Raw genomic sequence first — 23,353 nt, 5'->3', positions numbered from 1 at the left:
GCCCGGGAACACTTCTACACCCAGCTGTTCTGCCTGTTCACCCAGCCAGCGGGTGACATTGGCGAGGCTGACAACATAGTTGCCGTCGTTGTGCATGGTCTTGGGCACAAAGGCGTTGGGCAGTTTGATGGCACCGGTTTCATTCTTGAGCAGAAACACCTGATCTTCTATCACAGGCGTTTTCAGCGGGGCACCATTCTCTTTCCAGTCGGGGAAGAGCTCATCCAGTGCGCGGGTTTCCATCACGGCACCGGAAAGAATATGGGCGCCGACCTCAGATCCTTTTTCAACTACACAAACGGTCAGTTCCTGCTCGGCTGACTTGGCCTGTTGCATCAGACGGCACGCCGCCGAAAGCCCGGCAGGCCCGGCGCCTACGATTACTACATCAAATTCCATCGATTCACGCATGGTCTACCTCTGATTCATGCAGCCCGGCCGCCGCCGGGCAGGAGTGATATCGCCTTGGCTATCAGAGCCGGGATTCCAGCTCCGGCAGCGCCTGGAAGAGGTCGGCGACCAGGCCGTAATCCGCTACCTGAAAGATAGGGGCTTCTTCATCCTTGTTGATCGCCACAATCACTTTGGAATCCTTCATGCCGGCCAGATGCTGGATGGCACCGGAAATGCCCACGGCGATGTAAAGGTCGGGTGCCACAATCTTGCCGGTTTGACCTACCTGAAGGTCGTTGCTGACAAAGCCTGCATCCACGGCAGCACGTGAAGCCCCTACGGCCGCTCCCAGCTTGTCGGCCACCTGTTCCAGCAGGGCGAAATTTTCGCCACTGCCAAGACCACGGCCACCGGAAACGACGATGCGGGCAGAGGCCAGTTCGGGCCGGTCCGACTGCGCCAGTTCTTCGCTGATGAAGCGAGCAAGGCCGGCATCACAGACGTTGTTCACTACCTCAATGGCGGCGTTGCCACCTTCGGCGGCAACAGGATCGAACGCCGAAGTACGTACGGTGATCACCTTGATCGGGTCAACGGACTGTACGGTCGCGATGGCGTTGCCGGCATAGATCGGCCGTTTGAAGGTATCGGTAGATTCGACGGCCATGATGTCCGACAGCTGGCCAACATCCAGCAATGCGGCCACGCGAGGCATGACATCCTTGCCGGTGGTGCCTGCCGGTGTGATGAGGTGGCTGAAGTCGCCGGCCAGATCGGCGATCAGGCTGCCAAGGTTTTCCGCCAGTCCTTTCGCATAGGCGTCATGATCGGCCAGCAACACCCGACCAATACCGGCCGCTCGGGCGGCCTCTTCGGCAACGGCCCGACAGCCCTTGCCGGCCACCAGCACAGAGATGTCGCCACCGATCTGAAGGGCGGCATTCAGGGCACCGAGTGTCGCCGGGTTGAGCGTCCGATTATCGTGTTCGGCAATCAATAAAATACTCATCCAAATCCCCTTAAAGCACCTTGGCTTCGTGCTTGAGTTTGTCGATCAGCGCATCCACGCTGTCCACCCTGATACCGCCCTGACGGGCCGCCGGAGCCTCAATTTTGAGTTGACGGACGTGGGTTTTCAGGGTGATACCTAGATCGGCCGGGGTTTTGACATCCAGTGGCTTGCGTTTGGCTTTCATGATGTCAGGCAGCTTGGCATAGCGTGGTTCGTTCAGGCGCAGGTCAGTGGTCACTATGGCCGGGAGAGTTAGCTCAAGCGTGCGCAGGCCGCCATCGATCTCACGGGTGACAATTGCCCTGTCGGCCTCGAGCTTGATGGCAGAGGCAAAAGTGGCCTGGGGACGACTGGTGAGTGCCGCCAACATCTGCCCGGTCTGATTGTTGTCGCCGTCGATGGACTGCTTACCCAGCAGCACCAGGCCGGGTTGCTCGGCTTCGACCACTTTGGCCAGCAGCTTGGCGATGTTAAGCGGTTCGGGCATATCATCGGTTTCAACCTGTACGGCTCGGTCGACACCCAGAGCCAGAGCTGTGCGCAGTTGTTCCTGCACCGCTTTGGGGCCGATGGATACCGCCACCACTTCAGTCGCGATTCCCGCCTCCTTGAGTCGGATCGCTTCTTCCACGGCGATTTCACAGAAGGGGTTCATGGCCATTTTGGTGTTGGCCAGGTCGACATTGGAGTTATCGGCTTTGATGCGCACCTTGACGTTGTAATCGATGACGCGCTTGACGCTGACAAGTATTTTCATGGTTCGTGTTTCCGTAAATCGGTTGTTCACATCGGTTCCGGGGCAACTAGGACGGCGGGTGGTGCCGGTTCAGCGCTCGAGCCGGAACACCTCCTCGGAGGGCTGTTCGCTGTACATGTCCCTGACCAGCTCATCACGGCTTTTCAGCACTGCACGCTGGTTGATAGAACCCTTGTCGGTGACTTCATTCAGGTCGATGGAGGGGGGCTGATCGAGTAGTCGCATGCGGCGGATCAGGGTAGAGCTACCGGTGCTGGCTTCGGCCATCTGCTCCAACAAGCGCTGGAAGGTTTCACGCAGATGGGGCGCGCGCAGCAGTTCACAGTCGGACAGCTCATCGCTGTTCGGTACCAGAGCGCGGCAATGGCCCAGATCCGGGAAAATCATCGCCGACACATAAGCACGATCATGACCGGCAATCACCACATCCTGCACATAGGGAGCAAAGAAGTGGATAAGGTGTGCGCGCAGGTTACCGACACTGACCCAGGTACCTGTATCCAGTTTGAAATCTTCGGACACGCGGCCGTCGAAGCGGAAGCCGCGGTTGGGTCGCTCCGGGTCAATGTACTTCATGGCATCGCCGAGACAGTAAAAACCTTCTTCATCGAACGCCTGTGCCGTCAGTTCGGGAGCACGCCAGTATCCGGGAGTGACTGAAATGGCGCGAATGCGCGCTTCAAGCTTGTCACCGTTGGGTACCAGTTTCATCTCGATGCCCGGCAGCGGTGTGCCGATCACACCGGACGCACATTCCTCGATCGATGCGAACAGTGCTGAAGGTGCGGTCTCGGTAGCACCCAGTCCCGTGATCATGGGAATTTTTTTGCCCGTATGTTCAATGGCAAGTGCATCCAGGGCATCCCAGATGTGCTGGGAAAGTCCGGCTGCGGCAAAATGGGTCAGCTGCAGGCGAGAGAAGAATGTTTTGGCGATGTCTGGAGACTGACGCAGCTTTTTCACCAGCAGTTCATAGCCTTTGGGGACGTTGAAATAGACCGTGGGCGCCACATCCCGCAGATTGTTCAGGCTGATGTCGAATGCCTTTTCCGTTGGTTTGCCGTGGTCGATATACAGGCTGCCGCCGTTATACAGGGCAATGCCGATGTTGTGGTTGCCGCCAAACGTGTGGTTCCAGGGTAGCCAGTCCACCATGATCGGCGGTTCGTCCTTGAGAAATGCCATGATGCTTCGGATCATTTCCTGATTGGCGCAGAGCATGCGCTGGGTATTGATAACCGCCTTGGGCATGCCTGTGGAGCCGGAGGTAAACATGAACTTGGCGATGGTGTCGCCGTCGATCCGCGCCTTTGCCGCTTCGGCTAAGGGCGAAGTCGGGGTTTTGAGCAGCTCATTGAAATCGAACACGGGGTTGTTCAGCTCATCCATCGCATGGGCACTGGAAACCGCAATCAATGGGGTGGTGGCGGGTACGACAGCATCAATGGCATCGCGGAAGGGGCCCAGGTTGTCCACAAACACTATGCCCGGTGTCAGCAGGTCAAAAATATGACGCAGCTTGCCAAAATCGGTAGACACCAGTGAATAAGCGGTCGAAATCGGCGCAAAGGGGATGCCGATATACATGGCTGCAAGGCTGATCAGCAGGTGTTCATTGCTGTTGCCCGAAAGGCAGACGAGGGGGCGTTCCGGTCCTAGGTCTTGAGTCACCAGCCAGGCGGCCAGAGCACGGACATGTTTGAGGGTATCGGCATAGGTAATGGAGTCCCAGTCATCCTGAGCATCGCGCTGGGCAATGAGCACGCGCTCCGGAGCTTCCGCTGCCCAGAACTCAAGGCGCTCGATCATGTGTTCGGCGTATTCAGCTAGCGGTTGCGGGCAGCGAACGATCTGAACGCCGTCTTCGCGGATCTCTACATCCACACCATAGTTGTTTACGTTAACAGGGTGAAAGTCGGCAAGCATGTTTGGCATCTCCATCGCGGGCCGGTTTGTTGTCTTTGTCGCGGCCCGCGGTTGCGTTGTCTTGATTCTTGTTATGTGATGCTGAGCGTCAGTCGTCGAAGCGGTAATTCGCAATACCGGCTTCCGCCTGCTCGAAGCTCAGTAAGCGTGCCTGGATAGCGGGCAGGCTGTGAGCAAAGTAATACTCCGCCAGAGCGATCAGGTTCCCGTAGTAAACAGGGTCCTGATCGCGACGGCTCAAGGCCAGTGCAGCCAGATTGCCCAGCTGCCAGGCACAGCAGAGCGTTCCCAGTGCTTCCAGCAGAAGTACGGCTCCGGCATTGAGCCGCAGCAGATTGCCGCTGCTGACCATGGGGACAATCTGGTCACGAAGTGCGCCTGTTGCCTGACGCAGGGTGTCGGTCGCCTGCGGCAGGTCCTCAAGACGGTTGGCATCGGCATCTATTTCGTCCAGCAGGGCTTTGAGTGCAACCCCTTCATCGAGCTGAATCTTGCGGAACACCAGATCGCGAGCCTGGATTCCGGTGGTGCCTTCGTAGATGGTGGTTACGCGTGCATCGCGCATCAGCTGGGCAACGCCGGTTTCCTCCACAAAGCCCATGCCGCCGAAGACCTGGATACCGGTGCCCGCCATCAGGTTGGCTCTCTCCGTGGCGTAGGCCTTGAACACGGGAGTCAGCAGGGCGACCCGATCTTGCAGTCGCTTGCGCTCATCGGCGTCGGGCGTATGTTCGGCCTTGTCGATCTGGGCCGCAATCAGGTAGCTGAGTGATCTCAGCCCCATCACTTCCGAACGAATCGACAGCAGCATGCGTGCCACATCCGGGTGCTGAGCAATGGCTACCCGTTCACGGCCACCACGGTAATCAGTGCCCTGGGTGCGCTCAAGTGCATATTCCAGCGCCTGCTGATAGGCGGCCTCACCCAGAGCCACGCCTTGAATACCACAGCTTAGGCGGGCCTCATTCATCAATATGAACATGGCTGCAAGTCCGCGGTTCTCGTCACCGATCAGCTCGCCGTAGCAGGTATCCTTGTCGCCGTAGCTGATAGAACAGGTCGGACTGCCGTGCAGACCTGTCTTGTGTTCGATGCCGGTGCAGCGGACATCATTGGCTTCGCCGAGGGTGCCATCTTCACGGATGCGATACTTGGGCACCAAGAACAGCGAAATACCGCGGCTGCCGGCCGGCGCATCGGGTGTTCGGGCTAGAACCAGGTGAACAATGTTGTCCGCCAGATCGTGGTCGCCGTAGGTGATGTAGATTTTCTGCCCCTTGATCAGGTAACGCCCATCGTCCTGTTTCACTGCTCGGGTGGTGAGTGCGCCCAGGTCTGAACCTGCATTGGGTTCGGTTAGAGACATGGCCAGTGTCCAGCGACCGGAAATGAGCGGTTCCAGGTAGCGCGCCTTCTGTTCATCGCTGCCGAAGTGCATCAGGATCTCGCTGCCGCCCTGAGTCAGCGCGTGGAACATGATGAAGGCCAGGTTGGCCGACAGCCACATTTCATTCACCGGCTGGGCAATGAAGCGCGGCAGCGACTGGCCGCCAAATTCTGCTGGCAGCGCAAGTCCCATCCAGCCGGCATCACAGAACTGGCGGTAGGCGTTCTTCCAGCCATCCGGGGTCATCACCTTGCCATCCTCGAAACGACAGCCCTGGATATCTCCCATGCGGTTGAGTGGTGCCAGCTCACCGGCGGCAAACTTGCCCGCTTCTTCAAGTACGGCATTGACCAGCTCGGTATCGAAATCGGCCATGGTTGGCAGTTCGTCCAGTCCGGTTGTGGTCAGGGCGTTTTCGACCAGCAACTGAATATCCTTGAGCGGGGCCTGATAGAGACTCATCATCCACCTCTTGTGTTGTTTACTTGGCAGCCATGCGGATGGCGCCGTCCAGTCGAATCACTTCACCGTTGAGCATGCTGTTCTCGATGATCTGCTGTACCAGTGAAGCAAACTCTTCCGGCTTGCCCAGTCGCTGGGGGAAGGGCACGGATGCCCCCAGTGAGTCCTGCACCTCCGGCGGCAGCACATCCATCATCGGGGTCTGGAAGATACCGGGGGCGATGGTCATGACACGGATTCCGAAACGCGCAAGCTCTCGGGCGACCGGCAGGGTCATGGCGCATACGCCACCCTTGGAGGCGGAATAGGCGGCCTGACCAATCTGGCCATCAAAGGCAGCCACGGAGGCAGTATTGATGATGACGCCACGTTCGTTGTCTTCCCCGGGTGTGTTGTGCTGCATCCGGTCGGCACTGAGGCGAATCATGTTGAAGGTGCCGAGCAAATTGACGCGCAGGGCGCGTTCGAAGGTATCCAGACGGTGGGGGGCATCGCGGCCGATGACGCGTTCTGCACCCGGAATGCCGGCACAGTTGATCAGTCCATCAATCGAGCCAAAACGCTCTAAAGCCTGATCGATGCAATTTTGTACCGAGGCTTCATCGGCAATGTCGGTCTGAATAAAATTGGCACGCTCGGCCAGGTCGTTTGCGACTCGGTTGCCGCCTTCGGTATTGATGTCGGCCAGGGTAATACGGGCGCCGAGCTTATGCAGGCGGCGGGCAACGGCCTCACCAATGCCTGAGCTGGCGCCGGTAACGATGAAGTGGCGATCGTTGATATTCATGGGGCGACTCCTCTGTTCTTGTCGTTGGTGGACGTTCAGGCTTTTTTCTTGCGGTTGAGGAAGGCGTCGATGCGTTCCTTCACTTCACCGCTGCTCTGGGTGATGCCGGTAATCAGGGACTCGGTGTAGAGCCCGTCATCTGAAGCCATGTTTTCGATGCGGGAAATACCGGTGGCCATGGCCCAGTTGGAGAAGCGGGAGTTGGTGGCGATGGTGGCGGCCAGTTCCTTGGCCTTGGCCAGGGCTTCTCCCTTGGCTACCACGTAGTGTGCCAGGCCCAGACGTTCGCCCTGTTGCGCATCCAGGGTGCGGCCGGTCAGCATCATTTCGGTCATGCGGCTGGCGCCGATGACTCGGGCTACATTAACCGAGGCACCACCGCCGACAAAGATGCCGTGCCGACCTTCCGGCAGGCGGTAGAAGGTGCTCTCGTCGGAAACACGGATGTGGGCGCAGATCGCCAGCTCAAGGCCGCCACCGATGACAGCGCCGTGCAGGGCTGCGACTACAGGGATACCGGAGTTGCGGATATAACCGAAGACGCGGTGCCACATACGGGAATGTTCGACCACTTCAAACGGCTCGCGGGCGGTGTGCTCGGACAGGTCCAGACCGGAACAGAACTCGGGACCGTTACCTGACAGCAGAATGACATCCAGCCCGGTGGGCAGATTGCGGAATACATCTTCGATCTCAAGGCAGAGCTGATCGTTGATAGCATTCTTTTTCTCGGGGCGGTTCAGGGTCAGGTGACCAATGCCTTCTTCGACGGAGAAGGTTAGGTAACGATATGCATTCATGTGTTTGCCTCTTGTTGTTCCTCAACCGCCGGCGGTGACGGGAGCCGGCGCAGTATTTGATTGGATTAATAATAGTTGTATTGATAAACAAATATCAATACAAATAATTGTTGGTTTTGCTTTTCCATTATCGGCGGGCATAAAAAGAGCGGCCTCTAACCGCTCGGAGATTTACCCATCATCAGTCGTTAAGAGCGGTCAACGCTCGCTGACGCGCAGAACTACGGCCATACCCTGGTCGCCACCGGCACAGCCGGTAAACAGGCCATAGCCGCCGCCGAGCAGTACCAGTTCTTCGATCAGTTCGATAATGGCTCGCATGCCGGTCGGTCCCTGGGGATGGCCCCAGATCATCGAACATCCAAAGTTGTTCATCTGCATGACATCCACACCGGTGGCTCTGGCGAAGGCGATGTCGTTAACGGCAAAGGGGTTATGGGTCTTGATCGCCTTGATCTGGCTGTAATCCACCCCTGCAGCGGTCAATGCGCGGGCAGCCGCATCGATCGGTGCCGCCGGCATGTGGGCCAAATCGGTTCGGGCCTGGCCAAAACCGCAGATGTTGATGCGAATGCCGGGGTCATGACTCAATGCCTGTGCCTTGTCGGCTGTAGTGAGAATCATGGCGGCATTGCCGTCGGCGGGGTGGGTCATGTTGCCGAAGGTGACCACCCCTCCCTCATTAACCGGATTTAGCTTGGCCAATCCTTCTGCAGTGGTTGGAAAGACGCCTTCATCGCCGTTCAGGCTGCCGACTTCCTTGCGGAAGGACGAATTGGGGATAGTGAACGGCAAGGTCATGTAACGCTTCTGAAACGCCTGATTGTCTTTCAATGCGTCCTGATACTGTTCATAGCGGCGCAGAGCCACAGCGTCCAGTTCTTCACGGCTGATGCCAAATTGTCTGGCCACGTTTTCACCGGTCTGGATCATTGAGTGGCCAGCAATGGCATCGTGCTGCATGTTGTAGGTCACCTGGTCTTCCGATTGGCCGTAGCCGCCGGGGCCAGTGGGTGCCGGGTAATAGATGTGGGCACCGTTGGAGCAACGATCTGCCGTCATCAGCAGGGATGTGTCCGCCATGCCCAGGGCGATTTCCGAGGCGGTAGCGAACAGGCCGCGCACGCCGGTGGCGCATACCTGACTCAACAGATGGCCGGGCGTGTGTGTCGCACCCAGTTCGTACAGTGGCCAGGGGGCGCCGTAGAATGACTGGTACTGTGCATTGGTCATGCCCAACACTCCCGAGTCGAACAGGGTTGGATCGATATCGCGTTGTGCCAGCTCTTTTTTTGCCACCCAGGCGGAGAACTTCATCGCGTGCAGATGCTGCAGGGACCCTTGCCACTTGGCGAACGGAGTTGACCAGTAGGCGCCGTAGGGAATTTCCACATTTTCAATGGACATGGCATTTCGCTCCTGTTGTCTTTATTCGGTTAGCGGGCGTCATTCATGATGGATGCAAGACCGCTCCAGCGTTCGCCAAACAGCGCGATCGGCATCTCTTTCAGGTCATCGGCAATCAGCGGGCGGAAATCCATGGCGGCCAGAACATCGCGCTCAAGATCCAGCCCCGGCGCGATTTCGGTCAGGGTGACGCCCTCGGCACGCAGTTCAAACACGGCACGCTCGGTGATGTAGATGACCGGTTGTTTGTTCTGGCGAGCGATGTCACCACTGAAAGTAATCTGGTCCACGGCCTCGACGAATTTTTTCGCCTTGCCTTCCTGCACAATGCGGATGCCATTCTCGCTGAACTCATACTGGGCGCCGGCGGTAAGGGTGCCGCAGAAAACGACCTTTTTTGCGCTCTGAGTAATGTTGATAAAGCCACCTGGGCCGACGACTTTGGGACCGAACTTGCTGACGTTCAAATTGCCTTTGGTATCGGCCTGAGCCAAGCCAAGGAAGGCGATATCCAAACCGCCTCCGTCGTAGAAGTCGAATTGGGCGTGGTGCTCGATAATTGCGTCGGCGTTCCAGGCAGCACCGAAATCGCCACCTGACGCGGGGATGCCACCGTAGGTGCCCAGCTCCGTTGTCAGTGTGAACTGTTTTACGACACCCTCTTCAGCGGCAACTGATGCAACCCCGTCCGGTACACCTATACCCAGGTTAACCAGCGTATTGGGACGCAGCTCCATGGCGGCACGGCGGGCGATCAGCTTGCGCTCACTGAACGGCATAGGCGGGATGGCACCAAGAGGGACTCGGGTGTTACCGGCCAATCCCGGGTTGTAAACGGTGGTAATGGTCTGTTTGTGATTTTCCGGTTCAGCAACCACCACATAATCCACCAGGGCGCCGGGAATTTTCACGTCTTTGGGATGCAGCGAGTGTGCTTCGGCCAGGTATTTGACCTGAGCGATGACGATGCCACCGGTGTTGTGGGCTGCCTGCGCCATGGGCAGGGCTTCGCTGATCTGTGCTTCCTCTTCGACGGTCAGGTTGCCGTTTTCATCGGCAGTGGTGGCGCGTATGACGGCGACGTTGACCGGAAAGCTCTTGTAGAGCAGCCACTCCTCACCTTCGATCTCCAGCAGTTTGACCAGGTCTTCGGTAGTCTGCGGTGTGACTTTGCCACCGGAAATGCGAGGGTCGACGTAGGTGCCCATGCCCACCTTGGTGATAACGCCCGGTTTGTGGCCGGCAATTTGGCGCCAGAGCGTGGCCATCACCCCCTGCGGCAGCAGATAAGCCTCGATTTTATTGTCGGCCACCATTTGTGCCATTTTCGGAGCCTGGCCGGTATGGCCGGAGATCAAACGCTTGACCAGTCCTTCGTGGGCAAGGTGTGCCATGCCTGCGTCTTTGCCATCGCCGCAACCGCAATCATGCACCGGGGTGATGTTGCGTGGCGCACCGGTTTCCAGAAAACGCTTTTCCAGTGCCTGAGCGATCTGTTCGGCAAAATAGGACATGCCGATGGTTGTCCAGGCGACCGTATCGCCGTCCTTGATCAGCTCTGCAGCCTGATCGGCGCTAATCACTTTGCTCATCCGGGTGTTCCTCTTGATGTTCTGTCTTGTTGTTCTGGTGACGAGAATCGGAGCATTGGTTTCCATTTTCACAGTTTATATATTTAATTGTTTAAAAGCACAACAATATTTTTCAGGCCTTATTGTTCCTCGATAGTGCGTGGCGCATCTCAGGGTTCTTGTGGCAGGAAAAGGAGGAAAAATTGATAGAGAACTATGTTGTTTCGTATAACTGTTGAGGGTATGCAATAGTCGTGCTAAAAAGCGCCGACAGATTCAGACGGGACAAACATAGTGGCAGACAGTGACAACATCGATTTTGGTTCTCTTCACCAGTTGACCGGCTACTGGCTGCGCCGTGCGCAGCTGAATGCATTCAAAAGTGTCAATGATTTCTTTGCCGAATTCGAGATTACACCGGGTCTGTTCGGCACTCTGGAAATTGTCGATCGCAACCCCGGTCTGACCCAGACGGCGGTCGCTATGGCGATGGGCAACGACCGTTCTGCAATGGTGGCGATTGTGGACAAGCTGGAAAAGCGCAACCTGATTGAACGTCGTCCCTCGGCGCGGGATCGTCGTTCCAACGCGCTCTATCTGACCCCCGAAGGCAAGGCGTTCCAGACGCGAGTCCGTGAGCAGGCACTTGAACACAACGACAGTTTCTTTTCCGTTTTGACACCTGAAGAACACCGAACCCTGTTTAATTTGCTCAAGCGCATCGCCGTGAGCGGTATCCAATCGGACTGATCATCTATTTGAAGCCAGTGTAAAGCTGGTTTCTCTCTCAATCCTTCCTTCTCTTTTGCCTTCCCCGTTCTCTGGCGGCTGCAGGCGTTGTGTCGGCTGTGCTGCGTGTTGTTCGCGGCAAGGCGCGCGGCGCGCGCATATCCAAAAACAAATTGGCAACAACATATGTTGTTTGATTAAACAGTTTATGCGATAAATATATTGCGTGGTCCGAGGATAACCTAATCTCGCTCCGCCACATGCGTTGTGCAAATACATCAAAACAATAACAAGGTGCTGATATGCGTATAAAAACTCTTGCGACAGCGGTAACGTTTTCTTTGGTTGGACTGACCCTTTCCTCTCACAGCTATTCAGCTGATGCTGAATACACATTCAAGCTGCATCACATGCTGCCGCCGATGGCCATGCCGCATGCCGAGTTCCTCGAACCCTGGGCTGAAAAAATCGAACAGGAGTCCGGGGGGCGCATCGATATTGAAATCTATCCGGCCATGCAGCTTGGCGGCAAGCCGCCCCAGCTGTTCGATCAGGCTCGCAAGGGGATCGTCGACATGACCTGGACAGTGGGAGGCTATACACCAGGTCGTTTCCCCAAGGCGAAAGTATTTGAACTGCCCTTCATGCCTGCATCCGCGAAGGCAACCAGCATGGCATTGCAAGCATATGCCGAGAGTGAGATGAGTGATGAGCTGGCCGATGTGCATCTGCTTGCCATGCATACCCACGCACCCGGTTCACTGCATTCAAGAGAAAAGTCGATCCAAACATCGGCAGACCTTGAGCGCACCAATTTCCGTTCGCCCAACAAGGTGATGGCTGATGCCTTTTCACCCTACGGTACCAACAGTATCTTCATGCCGGTAACCCAGATGCCCAGCGCCGTTTCCAAGGGGGTGCTGGACATTGCCGTGTTGCCCTATGAAGTGGTGGCATCCATGAAAATCCATCAGTTGGTTAAACACCATACCGAGATTCCCGGGGAGCGCGGGCTGTATACCCAATTCTTTGTGTTTGCGATGAACAAGGATGCCTACGCAAGCTTGCCGCCAGACCTGCAAGAGGTCATCGACAACAACTCGGGTATAGAGCTGGCGGGCCATATCGGCAGCTTGTTTGACAAACATGAGCGTCTTGCCAAGCAGCAGGCGGTCGAGCAGGGTAATAGCTTCCATGTTTTATCCGAGCAGGAGCGTGACCACTGGGTAAACACCATGACACCGGTGCATGACGTCTGGATCAAGGACATGACAGAGCGGGGCTACCCGGGTGAGCATCTGTACAAGCGCGCCAAAGCGCTGATTCAGCAATACGCCGAGCAGGTCAATGGTGAGTCATGAGTAATACGGTCATAGATCAATCGGACTATCGCACACCCGTCGGCAGAGGGCTATCCTGGCTGTCACGACAGTTCGCGCTGGCGGGTGGGCTTATTATGCTGGCGCTGGCAACCATGACGGTTGTCAGCATTATTGGCCGCTCCACTATTGGTGTGGCGGTTGAGGGTGACTATGAGCTGGTTGAGCTGGGACTGGCCGCCGCCGTCTTCCTGTTTCTGCCCGAGTGTTACCTCAGGCAAGGGCACGTGGTGGTGGACCTGTTCACCGCCGCCTGTCGGCCATCAACTCTTCGTGTTCTGGAAATGATCAGCGATCTACTGTTCGCGCTTGTGTCCTTTGTGCTGGTGTGGCGCCTGTGGATCGCCGGTCTTGAATCCCGTGAATATTTCGAACAGACGATGATCCTCGGAATGCCGCTTTGGTGGGTATTCGTCGTGGGTGTCATCACCATGGCATTGACCGGGGTTTGCGCGATGAACAATCTGTATAGCTTCTTCTCCGGGAGAAAGACGCAATGAGTGACATTCAACTGGCCTTTGCAATAATGGCCCTGTTGCTGGTTCTGATGGGGTTCCGTATTCCGATTGCACTGTCGATGTTAGGCTGTGGCGCCTTCGGTTATACCCTGCTGGCGGGTTGGCCGGCGCTGCTGCAATATCTGGGTACAACGCCGGTATCCAAATTTTCCACCTATGATTTGTCGGTCGTTCCCCTGTTTTTGTTGATGGGCGAATTGGCAACCCGTGCGGGTATTACGGCCGAGCTATTCCGTACCTGCAACAAGTGGGTCGGTCATATGAAAGGTGGTTTGGCAATGGCGGCGGTGGCCGGCTGTGCCGCCTTTGGCGCCATCTGCGGCTCTTCCCTGGCAACCGCTTCAACCATGGGCAAGGTCGCGTTGCCCGAAATGAAACGTCTGAACTACGCGGGAGGCCTGTCAGCAGGCTCGCTGGCGGCCGGTGGAACCCTTGGCATACTGATTCCGCCGTCGATGGTTCTGATCATCTTTGCTGTCCTGACCGAACAGAACATCGCCGCAATGTTCATTGCGGCTTTTATTCCCGGCTTTATGGCCGCTTTTGGCTACCTGCTGGCGATCGCGATCTATGTGCGCCTGTTCCCCGACTCAGGACCGCGAGGCGAGAAAACCAGCTGGCGCGAAAAGATTCGATCCATGCGTGATGTCTGGCATATCTCGCTGATTTTTTTGATTGTGTTGGGCGGCATCTATCTGGGCTTCTTTACCCCTACGGAGGCGGCGGCTGTAGGGGTTTTCCTGACGGCTGTGCTGGCGTATACGCACGGCAAAATGGGGCTCGCCCAGTTTCGAGACAGCCTGATCAAGACCGCAGTATCTTCGGCGATGATCTTCTTTATCGTGCTGGGTGCCGATCTGTTCAGTGTATTCATAGCGCTGTCCCACCTGCCTGCAGCGGGAGTCGAGCTGATCCAAAACTCCAGTCTTTCACCCTATGTCATTCTGATTCTGATGCTGCTGACCTATCTGGTACTCGGCTGTTTCCTGGATAGCTTGGCCATGATTCTGCTGACGATTCCAATCTATTATCCGATCGTAATGGCGATGGACTTCGGTCTGTCGCCACAGGACGCAGGCATTTGGTTCGGTATCCTGGCGCTGGTGGTTGTCGAAGTGGGTCTAATTACACCGCCGGTCGGCATGAATGTCTTTATTATCAAGTCTTTTGATCGCACCCTCCCTCTTAGTACCTGCTTCAAGGGTGTTATTCCCTTTTTAATCTCTGACGTGGTGCGTGTCGGGTTGCTGGTTGCTTTTCCGCCAATCACTTTGGCGTTGGTTCATCTATTAGCCTGAACTGCGAATTTAGGAGTGCCTGCGCACTCCTAATATTACGAAGTGACAAAGTGTAGTGGTTTAATGATTCCTGACCACCCTGATAGGTGATCCCCTTGCCATCCAATAGTTGTTCAATGAAAAGACAACGTTGTTCCTTTACCCCTGAGTTCAAGCTTGAAGCTGTCAGCCTCGTCCTCGGCCAGGGGTATTCTATATCCGAAAAGCTTGTCGTGCGCTTGATGTGGGTGAAACACCCCAGCAAAGCCATGATGCCAGAGCAGAAACGCATCCGGAATTAGAAGCCCAGGTCAAACGACCGGAATAAGAAAAGGACAGATTAAAAAGGATTTTGTGGATTCAAGCCCATCAAGATGATCTGTCAGGTATTCTGCAAGTTACCACGATTATCGCCGCGGTAAATGCAGAATCAACCGACGGAGGCTGGAGCCGAAAATGCACGTGAATCGCGCTTTCAAGTTGAGTCGTAGTGGGCTGGGAAATTGTGGTGATATGCCTATATCTGGACAGGGGGCTGGCTACTCACACCCGCAACCATACATGCTTTCTCATGGGCAGAGTACCGGTGGCGCTGCACTCCGGTTATTCTGCCCTGGTACAGAGAAAATGCAGTTTTAATGGCAGCGCTGGCTGGGTTTGTTCATACGATCCTTAATCATCCTAACCTTCAATGGGTGTGCACTGCTCATTCAGAATCTGTACATGTTGGTAGACCTTTCGAGCAGGTAGGCCCTGTGATTCCAGTGCGTCCAGGTACTTCTCGGTTACCTTTTGCAGGGCTGGCTGCCAAGCGCTTCGTAGCTCATCTGTTAACTCCACGATTTTACTCCCTTTGGCTTGAGCCTCGCTGCGTGACTGCTTGTCGAGATCATCGAACACGGCTGCCATATGCTGTGACCACTTTTCACCGGAGTGGGTATCGACCACAGTCTTGAGATCTACGGGCAGTTGCGAGTAGACATCTTTGTTCATGGTGACCACAAACGACAGGGAATACAGATTCAGCTCGGTATGGTGGCGGGTCAGCTCATTGAGGCGGAACACTTTGGCACCATCCCAGGAAATGGCTACACCATCGATAACGTTACGCTGTAGAGACTGATAAATTTCCGGTGCAGGCATGCCTGCGGACTGGGCCCCCAGCTCTTCGAACAGTTCACCGATCAGCGTGGTGGGGCGGCGAATGCGCATGCCCGCAAGGTCTTCGGGCTTTTTGACCTCTTGCTTGCGTGTATGCAGGTGGCCGGGACCGTTGGTGTAAACAAAGAGTACATGGGTATCGGAGTACTCGTCAGCCAGTGCGCCCTGATCATACAGTTTTTGCAGTATACAGGATCCCTGGGCACTGGTTTCGACTATGCCCGGAAGCTCAATCACTTGGGTCAGCGGAAAACGATTGGCGGTATAGCCTTGTACCGTGGCCGTCACATCCGCGATACGCCCAATGACGGCGTCATAGGATTTAGCGGCTTTGGCCAATGTCTGTGAGGGGAAAAGCTGAACCTCGATGCGGCCATCGGAGGCCTGATTCAGCGACTGGCTCCATTCCTCCAGTCCGTTATGGATGGCCGATCCGGCTGGCCAGGGGTGGGCGAATCTCAATGTCACGTCGGCAGCCTGGGCGCTGAATGAAGCGATCATGGCGGTGGCGGAGGCGATGCCTGCCCAGTGTTTCAGTTTCATAGGTGGCTAGTCCTGTTATTGTTATCGTCGGGTTAAAAAAGCGACCGGTGCTCAGATATGAAATGTTCAGATATCCAGTACCAGTCGGTTGCTCTTTGCGCGCGAACAACAGAGCGCAAATTCGTCATTGGATGCATGCTCTTCCACTGTCATGTAGAGGTCCCGGTGTTCGGGTTCACCCTCCAGCAGACGGGTGGAGCAGGAGCCGCACACGCCTTCTTCACAGGCAAAAGGTACATCGATATCGCATTCCAGCAGTACCTGTAGGGCAGTGCGGTCAGCCGGTACCGTCAGCACTTCTCCACTGCTGGCAAGCTGAATTTCGAATGCGGTGTCAGCTTCGTGGCTGATTGGATCGGCAGCGAAATATTCACGATGGAGCCTGGCGTCCGGCCAGCCATTGGCGCGTGCGCGCTGCAGAATATGTTCCATAAACGGGTTTGGGCCGCACACGTACAGATGGGTTTCGCTGTCTGGATTGCTTAACAGAGTGTCGGCATCCAGCCGTCCGCCATCGTCTTCCCGGCTGAAATGGAAGTGAACGCGGTCGGCAAACCGGGACTGCAGGATGCGTTCCCGAAACGCGGTTTCCTCAGCCGTGCGGGAGCTGTAGTGCAGTTCAAAAGGGCTGTCCATATGCGCCAGGCGCTCCGCCATGCAAAGGATAGGCGTTATGCCAATGCCGCCGGCAATCAGCAGATGGCGACCTGCTTCATGCTCCAGTGGAAACAGGTTACGTGGCTCACTGATGCGAATGCTGTCACCCGTCTGGAGCTGGTTGTGAACGGCAATGGATCCGCCCCTGGATTCGGGGGCACGCAGCACGGCTATCTCATAGCGGTCGCTTTCTCCCGGATGGTTGCACAGGGAGTACTGGCGTACCAAACCGCCAGGCAGGTGCAGATCAATATGGGCCCCTGCACTGAAGGCCGGCAGCGGACGTTTGTCACTGCGGCCCAGTTCCAGCAGACAGATGTCGGCTGTTTCATTGGTTTTGCTTAGGATTTGCACATCGATCACGGCATGCTCTCCTGTGTTGTTGGGTGAGACGAAAGCCTGGCTTCATTGTTATTGTTGATCAGGCGCTGACACTGGCAATGCGGTTGCTGTTCTCCTCCTGCTCTTCAGCCAACACTCGATCGATGATGCGCCGTGCCTGAACTCCACCGGCATCGATATCAAGCTTCAACAGTTTGTAGTGAGGAAACTCGATCAGATTTCGCTGCTGGCGCTCCAGCATTTCCAGGTCTTCGGCAAAGATTGCACCTTGGCCTTCACGGATGGCATCGGTCAGCGCAGCGTCCTCGGGCTTGAAATTCCGTGCCATGCCCCAGAAATACCAGTGGCTGGTTTCGGTCTCGGGTGTGATGAAGTCAACGACGATGCTGTTGGCTCGTTTGTCCTCGGGCGCGTCAATACCGCCATTGCCGGCAAGCGCAACGCCAACATCGATCATAACGTGGCTTGGCGGGTTGAAGCGGCAGATCTGCCAGCGGTCCACCGGCTGATCGTCCGGCAGGCCCTTGGTGCGCAGGTTGGCCTGCCAAAAAGGTGGGGCGATGACATTGTCCATGAAACGGCTGGTCTGTACTTCGCCGTCGACAACTCGGGTCTTGACTGTCGCTTCGTCGATCTCTTTCTGGCCGATGCTGCTGGTATGCACATAGGTCTCATGGGTCAGATCCATGAGATTGTCTATCATCAGGCGGTAGTCACAGTTGATGTGGTAAAGGCCACCGCCATAGGCCCATTCATCGCTGACGGCCCATTCCAGATGCGGGATGTCATCGCTGTTCGCCTTGGTCGGATCGCCGGGCCATACCCAAATGAAGCCATAACGCTCTTCAACGGGATAGCTTTTTACGCAGGGGAAGCCCCCGACACGCTGTTTAGGCATGGAGCGGGTCTTGCCGTCGCGGCCCATTTTCAGGCCGTGATAGCCGCAGACCAAGTGACCATCCTCGACATAACCAAGAGACAGGGGGGCGCCACGGTGAGGGCAGTAGTCTTCGACGGCGGCAACCTTGCCTTCGGCATCACGATAAAAGGCCATACGCTCGCCGCAGATCATGCGGCCCAGGGGGTTTTCGGCAAACTCTTCGGGTGTGCAGGCAACATACCAGCAGTTTTTCGGGAACATGGTTGGGCTCCTGGCGTGGATTGTTTTATTTATGGATCCAATATATGGGAAATATTGCCCCAAAGTGGGTTTATAGATCAATATTGGATCCATTTGGATTAACAATCAATATTGGATTTTTAATATATTAATACTATAATTAATTTTATTTTTTGCTTAACCTTTTGATTGTTATGAGTTTTGTTTTTTGTGTTCTTTTATAAGACCTCCTGTTTGCGTGCTCCCCCTTCATTTAGCAATTGAATTGGATCCAGTTTGGTACACTAAGCCCAAGTATTGATGCGTTTCAGTTGTGAGGGCGGAGATGAGCAAAGCGGGACAGAAAGTTCTGAGTTCATTGCGACAAATGATCATTTCGGGTGAGCTCAAGGCCGGAGAACGAGTTGCCGAGATTCCCACCGCAGAGCGGTTGGGGGTATCGCGGACTCCGGTACGCATCGCTTTCCGGGCGCTGGAACAAGAAGGTCTGCTGATCAAGCTGGAACGACGAGGCTATCGAGTACGTAAAGTGTCGCCGGACGAGGTGAGTGGTGCGATAGAGGTGCGAGGAGTGTTGGAAGGGCTGGCAGCACGTCTGCTCGCTGAGCGGGGGCTCAGCCTCGCGCAGCGCGAGGCCCTGCTTGAATGTCTGGTGCAGGGTGACGAGCTATTCGATAAGGGCTATGTGACGGAGGAAGATCTTGAGCTCTATCATGACCTCAATCACCGTTTTCATCGCATCATTATTGATGCCAGCCACAATCCAGCTATAACGGTGGCGCTTCAGCGCAACGAGCATTTGCCGTTCGCTTCGGTCAGCTCACTGGCTATCGATCGTAATAACCTCAAGGGTGAATATAGACGCTTCAGTTTTGCTCATATGCAGCATCATGCTGTCTTCGATGCGATCGATCGGGGACAGGGTGCCAGGGCAGAGGCGATCATGCGAGAGCATGCCAATGCTACCCTGCGTTATGCTGACCTTTTTGCGTCACAGAATGAAGACGACCTCCAGCTTCGGTTAATCGGTTTGGTGGTCGAGTAACATGTGTATGCCACGGCAGGTTCAGGCACTCCCTCGTGCGGGGTATCAATAACCAGTTGATATCCGGTTTGGTATACTGCAGCTCTTCGGTAACCGATATGATTTTTGATAGCAGTTAAGGGCTGATGGAGACGTGATGATATGACTGATGACAAGGTGAGTGCAGCAGAAAACGAGCAGATCAACTTTGGCGTCTTGGACTGTTTGTTGGGTTACAAGTTGAGAAGGGCGCAGATGGTGTTCTTCGACAGCTTTTCAGCAGCCTGTAGCGACCTTGGCATAAGTCCAGGCCTGTTCGGAGTGTTAGTGGTCGTAAAGGAAAACCCCGGGTTGACTCAAACAGCGGTAGCCAAGGCTCTGGGCAACGATCGCTCCGCCATGGTGGCGGTAGTAGATAGGCTTGAGTCCATGGAACTCATTGAGCGTCGGCCTTCAAAAAAGGACCGCCGTTCCTACGCCCTGTATATGACACCACACGGTAAAACCTTCTTCAATGGACTGCTTGAACGAGTACGTGCGCATGAAGATGAGCTTTGCCAATACCTCGAGTCAGGTGAAAAAAAGCAATTACTCGACATGCTTGATCGCTTTCCTCGCTGATAGCATTTCACCGACGGGGTCGGTGTGCTGCAATCGTTAGCTGATCTTGACCACTACCCCACTCCTCCTTTCTAAAAAATTGATAACAATATCTATTGTTTAAATTTGAAACTATTTCTGCCTAAATTATTATCGAGGTGTTAGCTGGCATGTACTCACATGCATGCCAACGTATGATTCATCACCTTAAAAAGGATAATAATAATGAAACACCTTGGCAGAACCCTGTTGTACGGTACAGTGGGAGTGTTTTTCTCTGTATCTGCACTTGCCGCTGAAACCACGCTACGCGTTTCTACATGGCTACCACCTACCAACCCTCAGAATGAGACTGTCTGGCCTACTTGGGCTAAGTGGGTTGAAGAGGCCACTGAAGGGCGTGTAAACGTAATTATTGAAGACTATAACGGTCACCCGAGAACCTTGTTTACGGCTGTGGAAGATGGTGTCGTAGATGCCTCTTTTAGCGTCAATGCCTATTTGTCAGGACGTTTTATGCTGCCAGGCATCGCTGAGATTCCCGGTGAGGTTGCAGATGCTGAGTCAGGTTCTGTTGCTCTGTGGCGTGTTTACAAGGAGTATTTTGAGCCTGCTAATGAGTATGAAGGGCTGCATGTCCTTGGCATGTTCGTGCATGGACCGGGTCAACTGCATACGCGGTTTCCTGTGACGTCCATGAGTGATCTCAAAAGTAAAAAAATGCGTGTTGGCGGTGGGCTTGTCAACGCTCTTGCCGAACGTATGGAAGTCTCGCCAGTAAGTGCGCCGGCCCCTAAATCCTATGAAATGATGCAGCAAGGAGTAGTGGATGGCACTTTCTTGCCTCCATTGGATCAAAAGTTTCTGAGGATTCATGAGGTTAGTTCGCAGCTTACGCTTTTTCCCAAAGGTCTTTATACAACGGCGTTTACCATTTTCATGAATCCGGACGTCTTTGCTCAACTGAGCGCGGAAGATAGGAATGCAATCATGGAAGTATCCGGTGAAAAACTGTCCAGGCTGGCAGGTGCCGCTTGGGGAACCGCTGATGAAGATGGAATTGCTGAAGCCGCCAAAAACAAGGTGAATATAGTGAGGGTAGGTGAGAATGATCCGCTAGCACAGGAGCTGAACAAGCTTAGCCGTGGCCTTGACCAAAAGTGGATGGAATCTGTTGCTGAACGTAAGGTGAATGCAGCTGCTGCATTACAACGCTTTCGTGCAATTGTAGCCGAAGAGCAAAAGTAAATTGTTGTTTTTAATTCAACACAGCCATTACACCGGTTGTGTTGAATGCCCCTCTAGAGACTCAAAATATGATGCTTCCAAGCTTTGAACCTTTTGCATCCCTCAAAATAACAGTAGACGACCCTTTGGAGGTTGGGGTGACTCAGGCAGGCGTGCGGCGTGTCATTCCAATCACCGGGGGGGAAGTCGTCGGTAATGGCTGGAGAGGACAGGTATTGTCAGGTGGTGCGGATTTTCAGCTTATTGTCAGTCCTCGTATGGCTGAGCTTGATGCTCGATATGTATTGGAAACTGAAAGTGGCGACAGAATATATGTTGTTAACCGGGCTATCCGGGTGGCTGAGCCTGAAGTGACTCGCAAACTCATGCGAGGAGAGCCGGTTGATCCTGATCTCATCTATTTCCGCTGTACACCCAGATTTGAAACTGAGTCTGAGAGTTTCAAATGGATTACTGAGAGTCTGTTTATTGGTACAGGGGTACGTAATCCCGATTCGGTTGAGCTGCATTTTTACCGAGTATCGTAAGCTTTCTTCCCCCTCTCTACTCGCCTGCGCTTTTATGCGATAATTCACCCCTTTGGTAGTATCCCCTGCCGGCTGTATCGACGGTCGGCCCGCCATACCCATTCAAGATCAATCGAGTAGATTCCATTGCTGACCACTGCGAATATCACCATGCAGTTTGGCGCCAAGCCACTGTTTGAAAATGTTTCCGTTAAATTCGGTGACGGCAACCGTTACGGCCTGATCGGCGCCAACGGCTGCGGCAAATCCACCTTCATGAAAATTCTGGGGGGCGATCTGGAGCCCACCAGCGGCAACGTCTCCAAAGACTCGAACGAGCGCATCGGCAAGCTGCGACAGGATCAGTTCGCCTATGAGGCGTTCAGCGTGGTCGATACCGTGATCATGGGGCATGAAGAGTTGTGGAAGATCAAATCCGAACGTGATGCGATCTACGCCAAGTCGGAGATGACCGAAGAGGATGGTATTCGTGCCGGTGAGCTGGAAGGCGAGTTTGCCGAACTGGATGGCTATACCGCCGAGTCCCGTGCCGGCGAGTTGCTGCTGGGTGTCGGTATTCCGGTAGAGCAGCATTTCGGCCCGATGAGCGAAGTGGCGCCGGGTTGGAAGCTGCGTGTGCTGCTGGCGCAGGCGCTGTTCTCGGACCCGGACATTCTGCTGCTGGACGAGCCCACCAACAACCTGGACATCAACACAATCCGCTGGCTGGAAGGGGTGCTCAATCAGCGCACCTGCACCATGATCATCATCTCGCATGACCGTCACTTCCTGAACAGTGTCTGCACCCATATGGCTGATGTGGACTACGGCGAGGTGCGTCTGTATCACGGCAACTACGATGAATATATGACCGCGTCGACTCAGGCGCGCGAACGCATGCAGGCGGATAATGCCAAGAAAAAGGCACAGATCGCCGATCTGAAGGCGTTTGTGAGTCGCTTCTCCGCCAACGCCTCCAAATCCAAGCAGGCGACTTCGCGCGCCAAACAGATCGACAAGATCCAGCTTGAGGATATCAAGCCTTCCAGCCGCCAGAGCCCGTTCATTCGCTTTGAACAGGACAAAAAACTGCACCGTATCGCACTTGAGGTTGAGGGGCTGTCCAAGTCATTTGATGAGGAGCTGTTCAGTGGTCTGAATCTGACCGTGCCGGTGGCTGAGCGTATCGCCATCATCGGCCCCAACGGCATCGGTAAAACGACGCTGCTCAAGTGTCTGGTGGGGGATCTGGAGCCCAGCGCCGGTCAGGTCAAGTGGTCTGAAAACAGCAACATCGGTTACTACGCGCAGGACCATGCACACGAATTCACCGAACCGAAAAGCCTCTACGACTGGATGGCCTACTGCGGTAAAGAAGGTGATGACGAGCAGGTGATTCGCGGTACGCTGGGCCGACTGCTGTTCTCCCAGAAAGATATCGACAAGTCGGTCAAGGTGATCTCCGGGGGCGAGCAGGGCCGCATGATTTTCGGCAAGCTGATGCTGCAAAAGCCCAACATCCTGGTGATGGATGAGCCGACCAACCACCTGGATATGGAGTCGATCGAAGCACTCAACCTGGCGCTGGAAAACTACCCCGGTACGCTGATTTTCGTCAGTCACGACCGTGAGTTTGTTTCCTCACTGGCGACCCGTATCATTGAGCTGACGCCCACCGGCATCAATGACTTCCACGGCAGTTATGAAGATTACCTGCGCTCGCAGGAACAGTGAGCAGGAGTGAATA

At 55.1% G+C, this 23,353-nt stretch carries 21 protein-coding genes and 1 pseudogene; 10 read left to right on the top strand and 12 right to left on the bottom strand.

From position 1 onward, the window contains the following. From BLV48_RS16940 to BLV48_RS16900, 9 genes are all read right to left on the bottom strand, one after another. Positions 1-411: NAD(P)/FAD-dependent oxidoreductase (locus BLV48_RS16940; RefSeq protein WP_139253958.1), on the bottom strand; the 411-nt coding region annotated here is incomplete at its 3' end. Between the two features lie 61 nt (positions 412-472). After that, positions 473-1,402 carry an electron transfer flavoprotein subunit alpha/FixB family protein gene (locus BLV48_RS16935; protein ID WP_091827981.1) on the bottom strand — a complete coding sequence of 310 codons (930 nt, stop codon included), beginning with the start codon at positions 1,400-1,402 and terminating at the stop codon, positions 473-475. 10 nt (positions 1,403-1,412) lie between these two features. Beyond that, on the bottom strand, positions 1,413-2,162 hold the full coding sequence (locus tag BLV48_RS16930; RefSeq protein WP_091827980.1) for an electron transfer flavoprotein subunit beta/FixA family protein: 750 nt from the start codon (positions 2,160-2,162) through the stop codon (positions 1,413-1,415). A gap of 69 nt (positions 2,163-2,231) precedes the next feature. After that, positions 2,232-4,088, bottom strand: coding sequence for a feruloyl-CoA synthase (locus BLV48_RS16925; RefSeq protein WP_091827979.1), 1,857 nt, complete (start codon positions 4,086-4,088; stop codon positions 2,232-2,234). A gap of 88 nt (positions 4,089-4,176) precedes the next feature. Then, complete coding sequence (locus tag BLV48_RS16920; protein WP_091827978.1) at positions 4,177-5,937, bottom strand: acyl-CoA dehydrogenase family protein; 1,761 nt, start codon at positions 5,935-5,937, stop codon at positions 4,177-4,179. A gap of 19 nt (positions 5,938-5,956) precedes the next feature. Then, a complete protein-coding gene (locus tag BLV48_RS16915; protein WP_091827977.1) occupies positions 5,957-6,724 on the bottom strand; it encodes a 3-hydroxyacyl-CoA dehydrogenase in 768 nt (255 codons plus the stop codon). Between the two features lie 35 nt (positions 6,725-6,759). Then, on the bottom strand, positions 6,760-7,524 hold the full coding sequence (locus BLV48_RS16910; protein WP_091827976.1) for a crotonase/enoyl-CoA hydratase family protein: 765 nt from the start codon (positions 7,522-7,524) through the stop codon (positions 6,760-6,762). Between the two features lie 198 nt (positions 7,525-7,722). Further along, positions 7,723-8,931, bottom strand: coding sequence for a thiolase family protein (locus BLV48_RS16905; RefSeq protein WP_091827975.1), 1,209 nt, complete (start codon positions 8,929-8,931; stop codon positions 7,723-7,725). A gap of 29 nt (positions 8,932-8,960) precedes the next feature. Beyond that, complete coding sequence (locus BLV48_RS16900; RefSeq protein ID WP_091827974.1) at positions 8,961-10,523, bottom strand: acyl CoA:acetate/3-ketoacid CoA transferase; 1,563 nt, start codon at positions 10,521-10,523, stop codon at positions 8,961-8,963. 273 nt (positions 10,524-10,796) lie between these two features. Between BLV48_RS16900 and BLV48_RS16895 the strand changes: the two genes are divergently transcribed. From BLV48_RS16895 to BLV48_RS19620, 5 genes and pseudogenes are all read left to right on the top strand, one after another. Further along, a complete protein-coding gene (locus tag BLV48_RS16895) occupies positions 10,797-11,252 on the top strand; it encodes a MarR family winged helix-turn-helix transcriptional regulator (RefSeq protein ID WP_254775072.1) in 456 nt (151 codons plus the stop codon). A gap of 281 nt (positions 11,253-11,533) precedes the next feature. After that, positions 11,534-12,592 carry a TRAP transporter substrate-binding protein gene (locus tag BLV48_RS16890; RefSeq protein ID WP_091827972.1) on the top strand — a complete coding sequence of 353 codons (1,059 nt, stop codon included), beginning with the start codon at positions 11,534-11,536 and terminating at the stop codon, positions 12,590-12,592. After that, complete coding sequence (locus tag BLV48_RS16885) at positions 12,589-13,110, top strand: TRAP transporter small permease (protein WP_091827971.1); 522 nt, start codon at positions 12,589-12,591, stop codon at positions 13,108-13,110. Before BLV48_RS16890 ends, BLV48_RS16885 begins: the two co-directional genes overlap by 4 nt. After that, on the top strand, positions 13,107-14,426 hold the full coding sequence (locus tag BLV48_RS16880; RefSeq protein WP_091827970.1) for a TRAP transporter large permease: 1,320 nt from the start codon (positions 13,107-13,109) through the stop codon (positions 14,424-14,426). Before BLV48_RS16885 ends, BLV48_RS16880 begins: the two co-directional genes overlap by 4 nt. A 116-nt stretch (positions 14,427-14,542) precedes the next feature. Then, positions 14,543-14,664, top strand: a pseudogene (locus BLV48_RS19620) (transposase); the annotation flags it as partial. Between the two features lie 422 nt (positions 14,665-15,086). Here BLV48_RS19620 and BLV48_RS16875 read toward each other — a convergent pair. The 3 genes from BLV48_RS16875 to BLV48_RS16865 form a co-directional block, all read right to left on the bottom strand. After that, positions 15,087-16,109, bottom strand: a complete 1,023-nt coding sequence (locus BLV48_RS16875) for a TRAP transporter substrate-binding protein (protein ID WP_091827969.1) — start codon at positions 16,107-16,109, stop codon at positions 15,087-15,089. Between the two features lie 66 nt (positions 16,110-16,175). Then, on the bottom strand, positions 16,176-17,129 hold the full coding sequence (locus tag BLV48_RS16870; protein ID WP_091827968.1) for a PDR/VanB family oxidoreductase: 954 nt from the start codon (positions 17,127-17,129) through the stop codon (positions 16,176-16,178). A gap of 58 nt (positions 17,130-17,187) precedes the next feature. Then, positions 17,188-18,249, bottom strand: coding sequence for an aromatic ring-hydroxylating dioxygenase subunit alpha (locus BLV48_RS16865; protein ID WP_091827967.1), 1,062 nt, complete (start codon positions 18,247-18,249; stop codon positions 17,188-17,190). 304 nt (positions 18,250-18,553) lie between these two features. Here BLV48_RS16865 and BLV48_RS16860 point away from each other — a divergent pair, with 304 nt between their 5' ends. The 5 genes from BLV48_RS16860 (at position 18,554) to BLV48_RS16840 (ending at position 23,340) form a co-directional block, all read left to right on the top strand. Then, positions 18,554-19,273 (top strand): GntR family transcriptional regulator, encoded by a 720-nt coding sequence (locus tag BLV48_RS16860; protein WP_091827966.1) that lies wholly within the window; start codon positions 18,554-18,556, stop codon positions 19,271-19,273. 141 nt (positions 19,274-19,414) lie between these two features. Next, positions 19,415-19,873 carry a MarR family winged helix-turn-helix transcriptional regulator gene (locus BLV48_RS16855; RefSeq protein ID WP_091827965.1) on the top strand — a complete coding sequence of 153 codons (459 nt, stop codon included), beginning with the start codon at positions 19,415-19,417 and terminating at the stop codon, positions 19,871-19,873. Between the two features lie 204 nt (positions 19,874-20,077). Next, positions 20,078-21,100: a TRAP transporter substrate-binding protein gene (locus tag BLV48_RS16850; RefSeq protein ID WP_091827964.1), complete on the top strand. Its 1,023-nt coding sequence runs from the start codon at positions 20,078-20,080 to the stop codon at positions 21,098-21,100. A gap of 68 nt (positions 21,101-21,168) precedes the next feature. Beyond that, entirely contained in the window at positions 21,169-21,627 is a 459-nt protein-coding gene (locus BLV48_RS16845) for a DUF3237 domain-containing protein (RefSeq protein ID WP_091827963.1), read from the top strand. 126 nt (positions 21,628-21,753) lie between these two features. After that, positions 21,754-23,340 (top strand): ABC-F family ATPase, encoded by a 1,587-nt coding sequence (locus BLV48_RS16840; RefSeq protein WP_091827962.1) that lies wholly within the window; start codon positions 21,754-21,756, stop codon positions 23,338-23,340. Positions 23,341-23,353: the final 13 nt, after the last annotated feature.

Origin of the sequence: Marinobacterium iners DSM 11526 (genome assembly GCF_900107855.1) — a bacterium.
GTDB lineage: Bacteria > Pseudomonadota > Gammaproteobacteria > Pseudomonadales > Balneatricaceae > Marinobacterium > Marinobacterium iners.
This window is presented reverse-complemented; position numbering and strand designations above follow the sequence as displayed.

Bases quoted from the DNA above. Each gene is read 5' to 3' on its own strand.
- BLV48_RS16935 (WP_091827981.1), bottom strand. From the start codon at position 1,402: ATGAGTATTTTATTGATTGCCGAACACGATAATCGGACGCTCAACCCG.
- BLV48_RS16930 (WP_091827980.1), bottom strand. From the start codon at position 2,162: ATGAAAATACTTGTCAGCGTCAAGCGCGTCATCGATTACAACGTCAAG.
- BLV48_RS16925 (WP_091827979.1), bottom strand. From the start codon at position 4,088: ATGCTTGCCGACTTTCACCCTGTTAACGTAAACAACTATGGTGTGGAT.
- BLV48_RS16920 (WP_091827978.1), bottom strand. From the start codon at position 5,937: ATGAGTCTCTATCAGGCCCCGCTCAAGGATATTCAGTTGCTGGTCGAA.
- BLV48_RS16915 (WP_091827977.1), bottom strand. From the start codon at position 6,724: ATGAATATCAACGATCGCCACTTCATCGTTACCGGCGCCAGCTCAGGC.
- BLV48_RS16910 (WP_091827976.1), bottom strand. From the start codon at position 7,524: ATGAATGCATATCGTTACCTAACCTTCTCCGTCGAAGAAGGCATTGGT.
- BLV48_RS16905 (WP_091827975.1), bottom strand. From the start codon at position 8,931: ATGTCCATTGAAAATGTGGAAATTCCCTACGGCGCCTACTGGTCAACT.
- BLV48_RS16900 (WP_091827974.1), bottom strand. From the start codon at position 10,523: ATGAGCAAAGTGATTAGCGCCGATCAGGCTGCAGAGCTGATCAAGGAC.
- BLV48_RS16890 (WP_091827972.1), top strand. From the start codon at position 11,534: ATGCGTATAAAAACTCTTGCGACAGCGGTAACGTTTTCTTTGGTTGGA.
- BLV48_RS16885 (WP_091827971.1), top strand. From the start codon at position 12,589: ATGAGTAATACGGTCATAGATCAATCGGACTATCGCACACCCGTCGGC.
- BLV48_RS16880 (WP_091827970.1), top strand. From the start codon at position 13,107: ATGAGTGACATTCAACTGGCCTTTGCAATAATGGCCCTGTTGCTGGTT.
- BLV48_RS16875 (WP_091827969.1), bottom strand. From the start codon at position 16,109: ATGAAACTGAAACACTGGGCAGGCATCGCCTCCGCCACCGCCATGATC.
- BLV48_RS16865 (WP_091827967.1), bottom strand. From the start codon at position 18,249: ATGTTCCCGAAAAACTGCTGGTATGTTGCCTGCACACCCGAAGAGTTT.
- BLV48_RS16860 (WP_091827966.1), top strand. From the start codon at position 18,554: ATGAGCAAAGCGGGACAGAAAGTTCTGAGTTCATTGCGACAAATGATC.
- BLV48_RS16855 (WP_091827965.1), top strand. From the start codon at position 19,415: ATGACTGATGACAAGGTGAGTGCAGCAGAAAACGAGCAGATCAACTTT.
- BLV48_RS16850 (WP_091827964.1), top strand. From the start codon at position 20,078: ATGAAACACCTTGGCAGAACCCTGTTGTACGGTACAGTGGGAGTGTTT.
- BLV48_RS16845 (WP_091827963.1), top strand. From the start codon at position 21,169: ATGATGCTTCCAAGCTTTGAACCTTTTGCATCCCTCAAAATAACAGTA.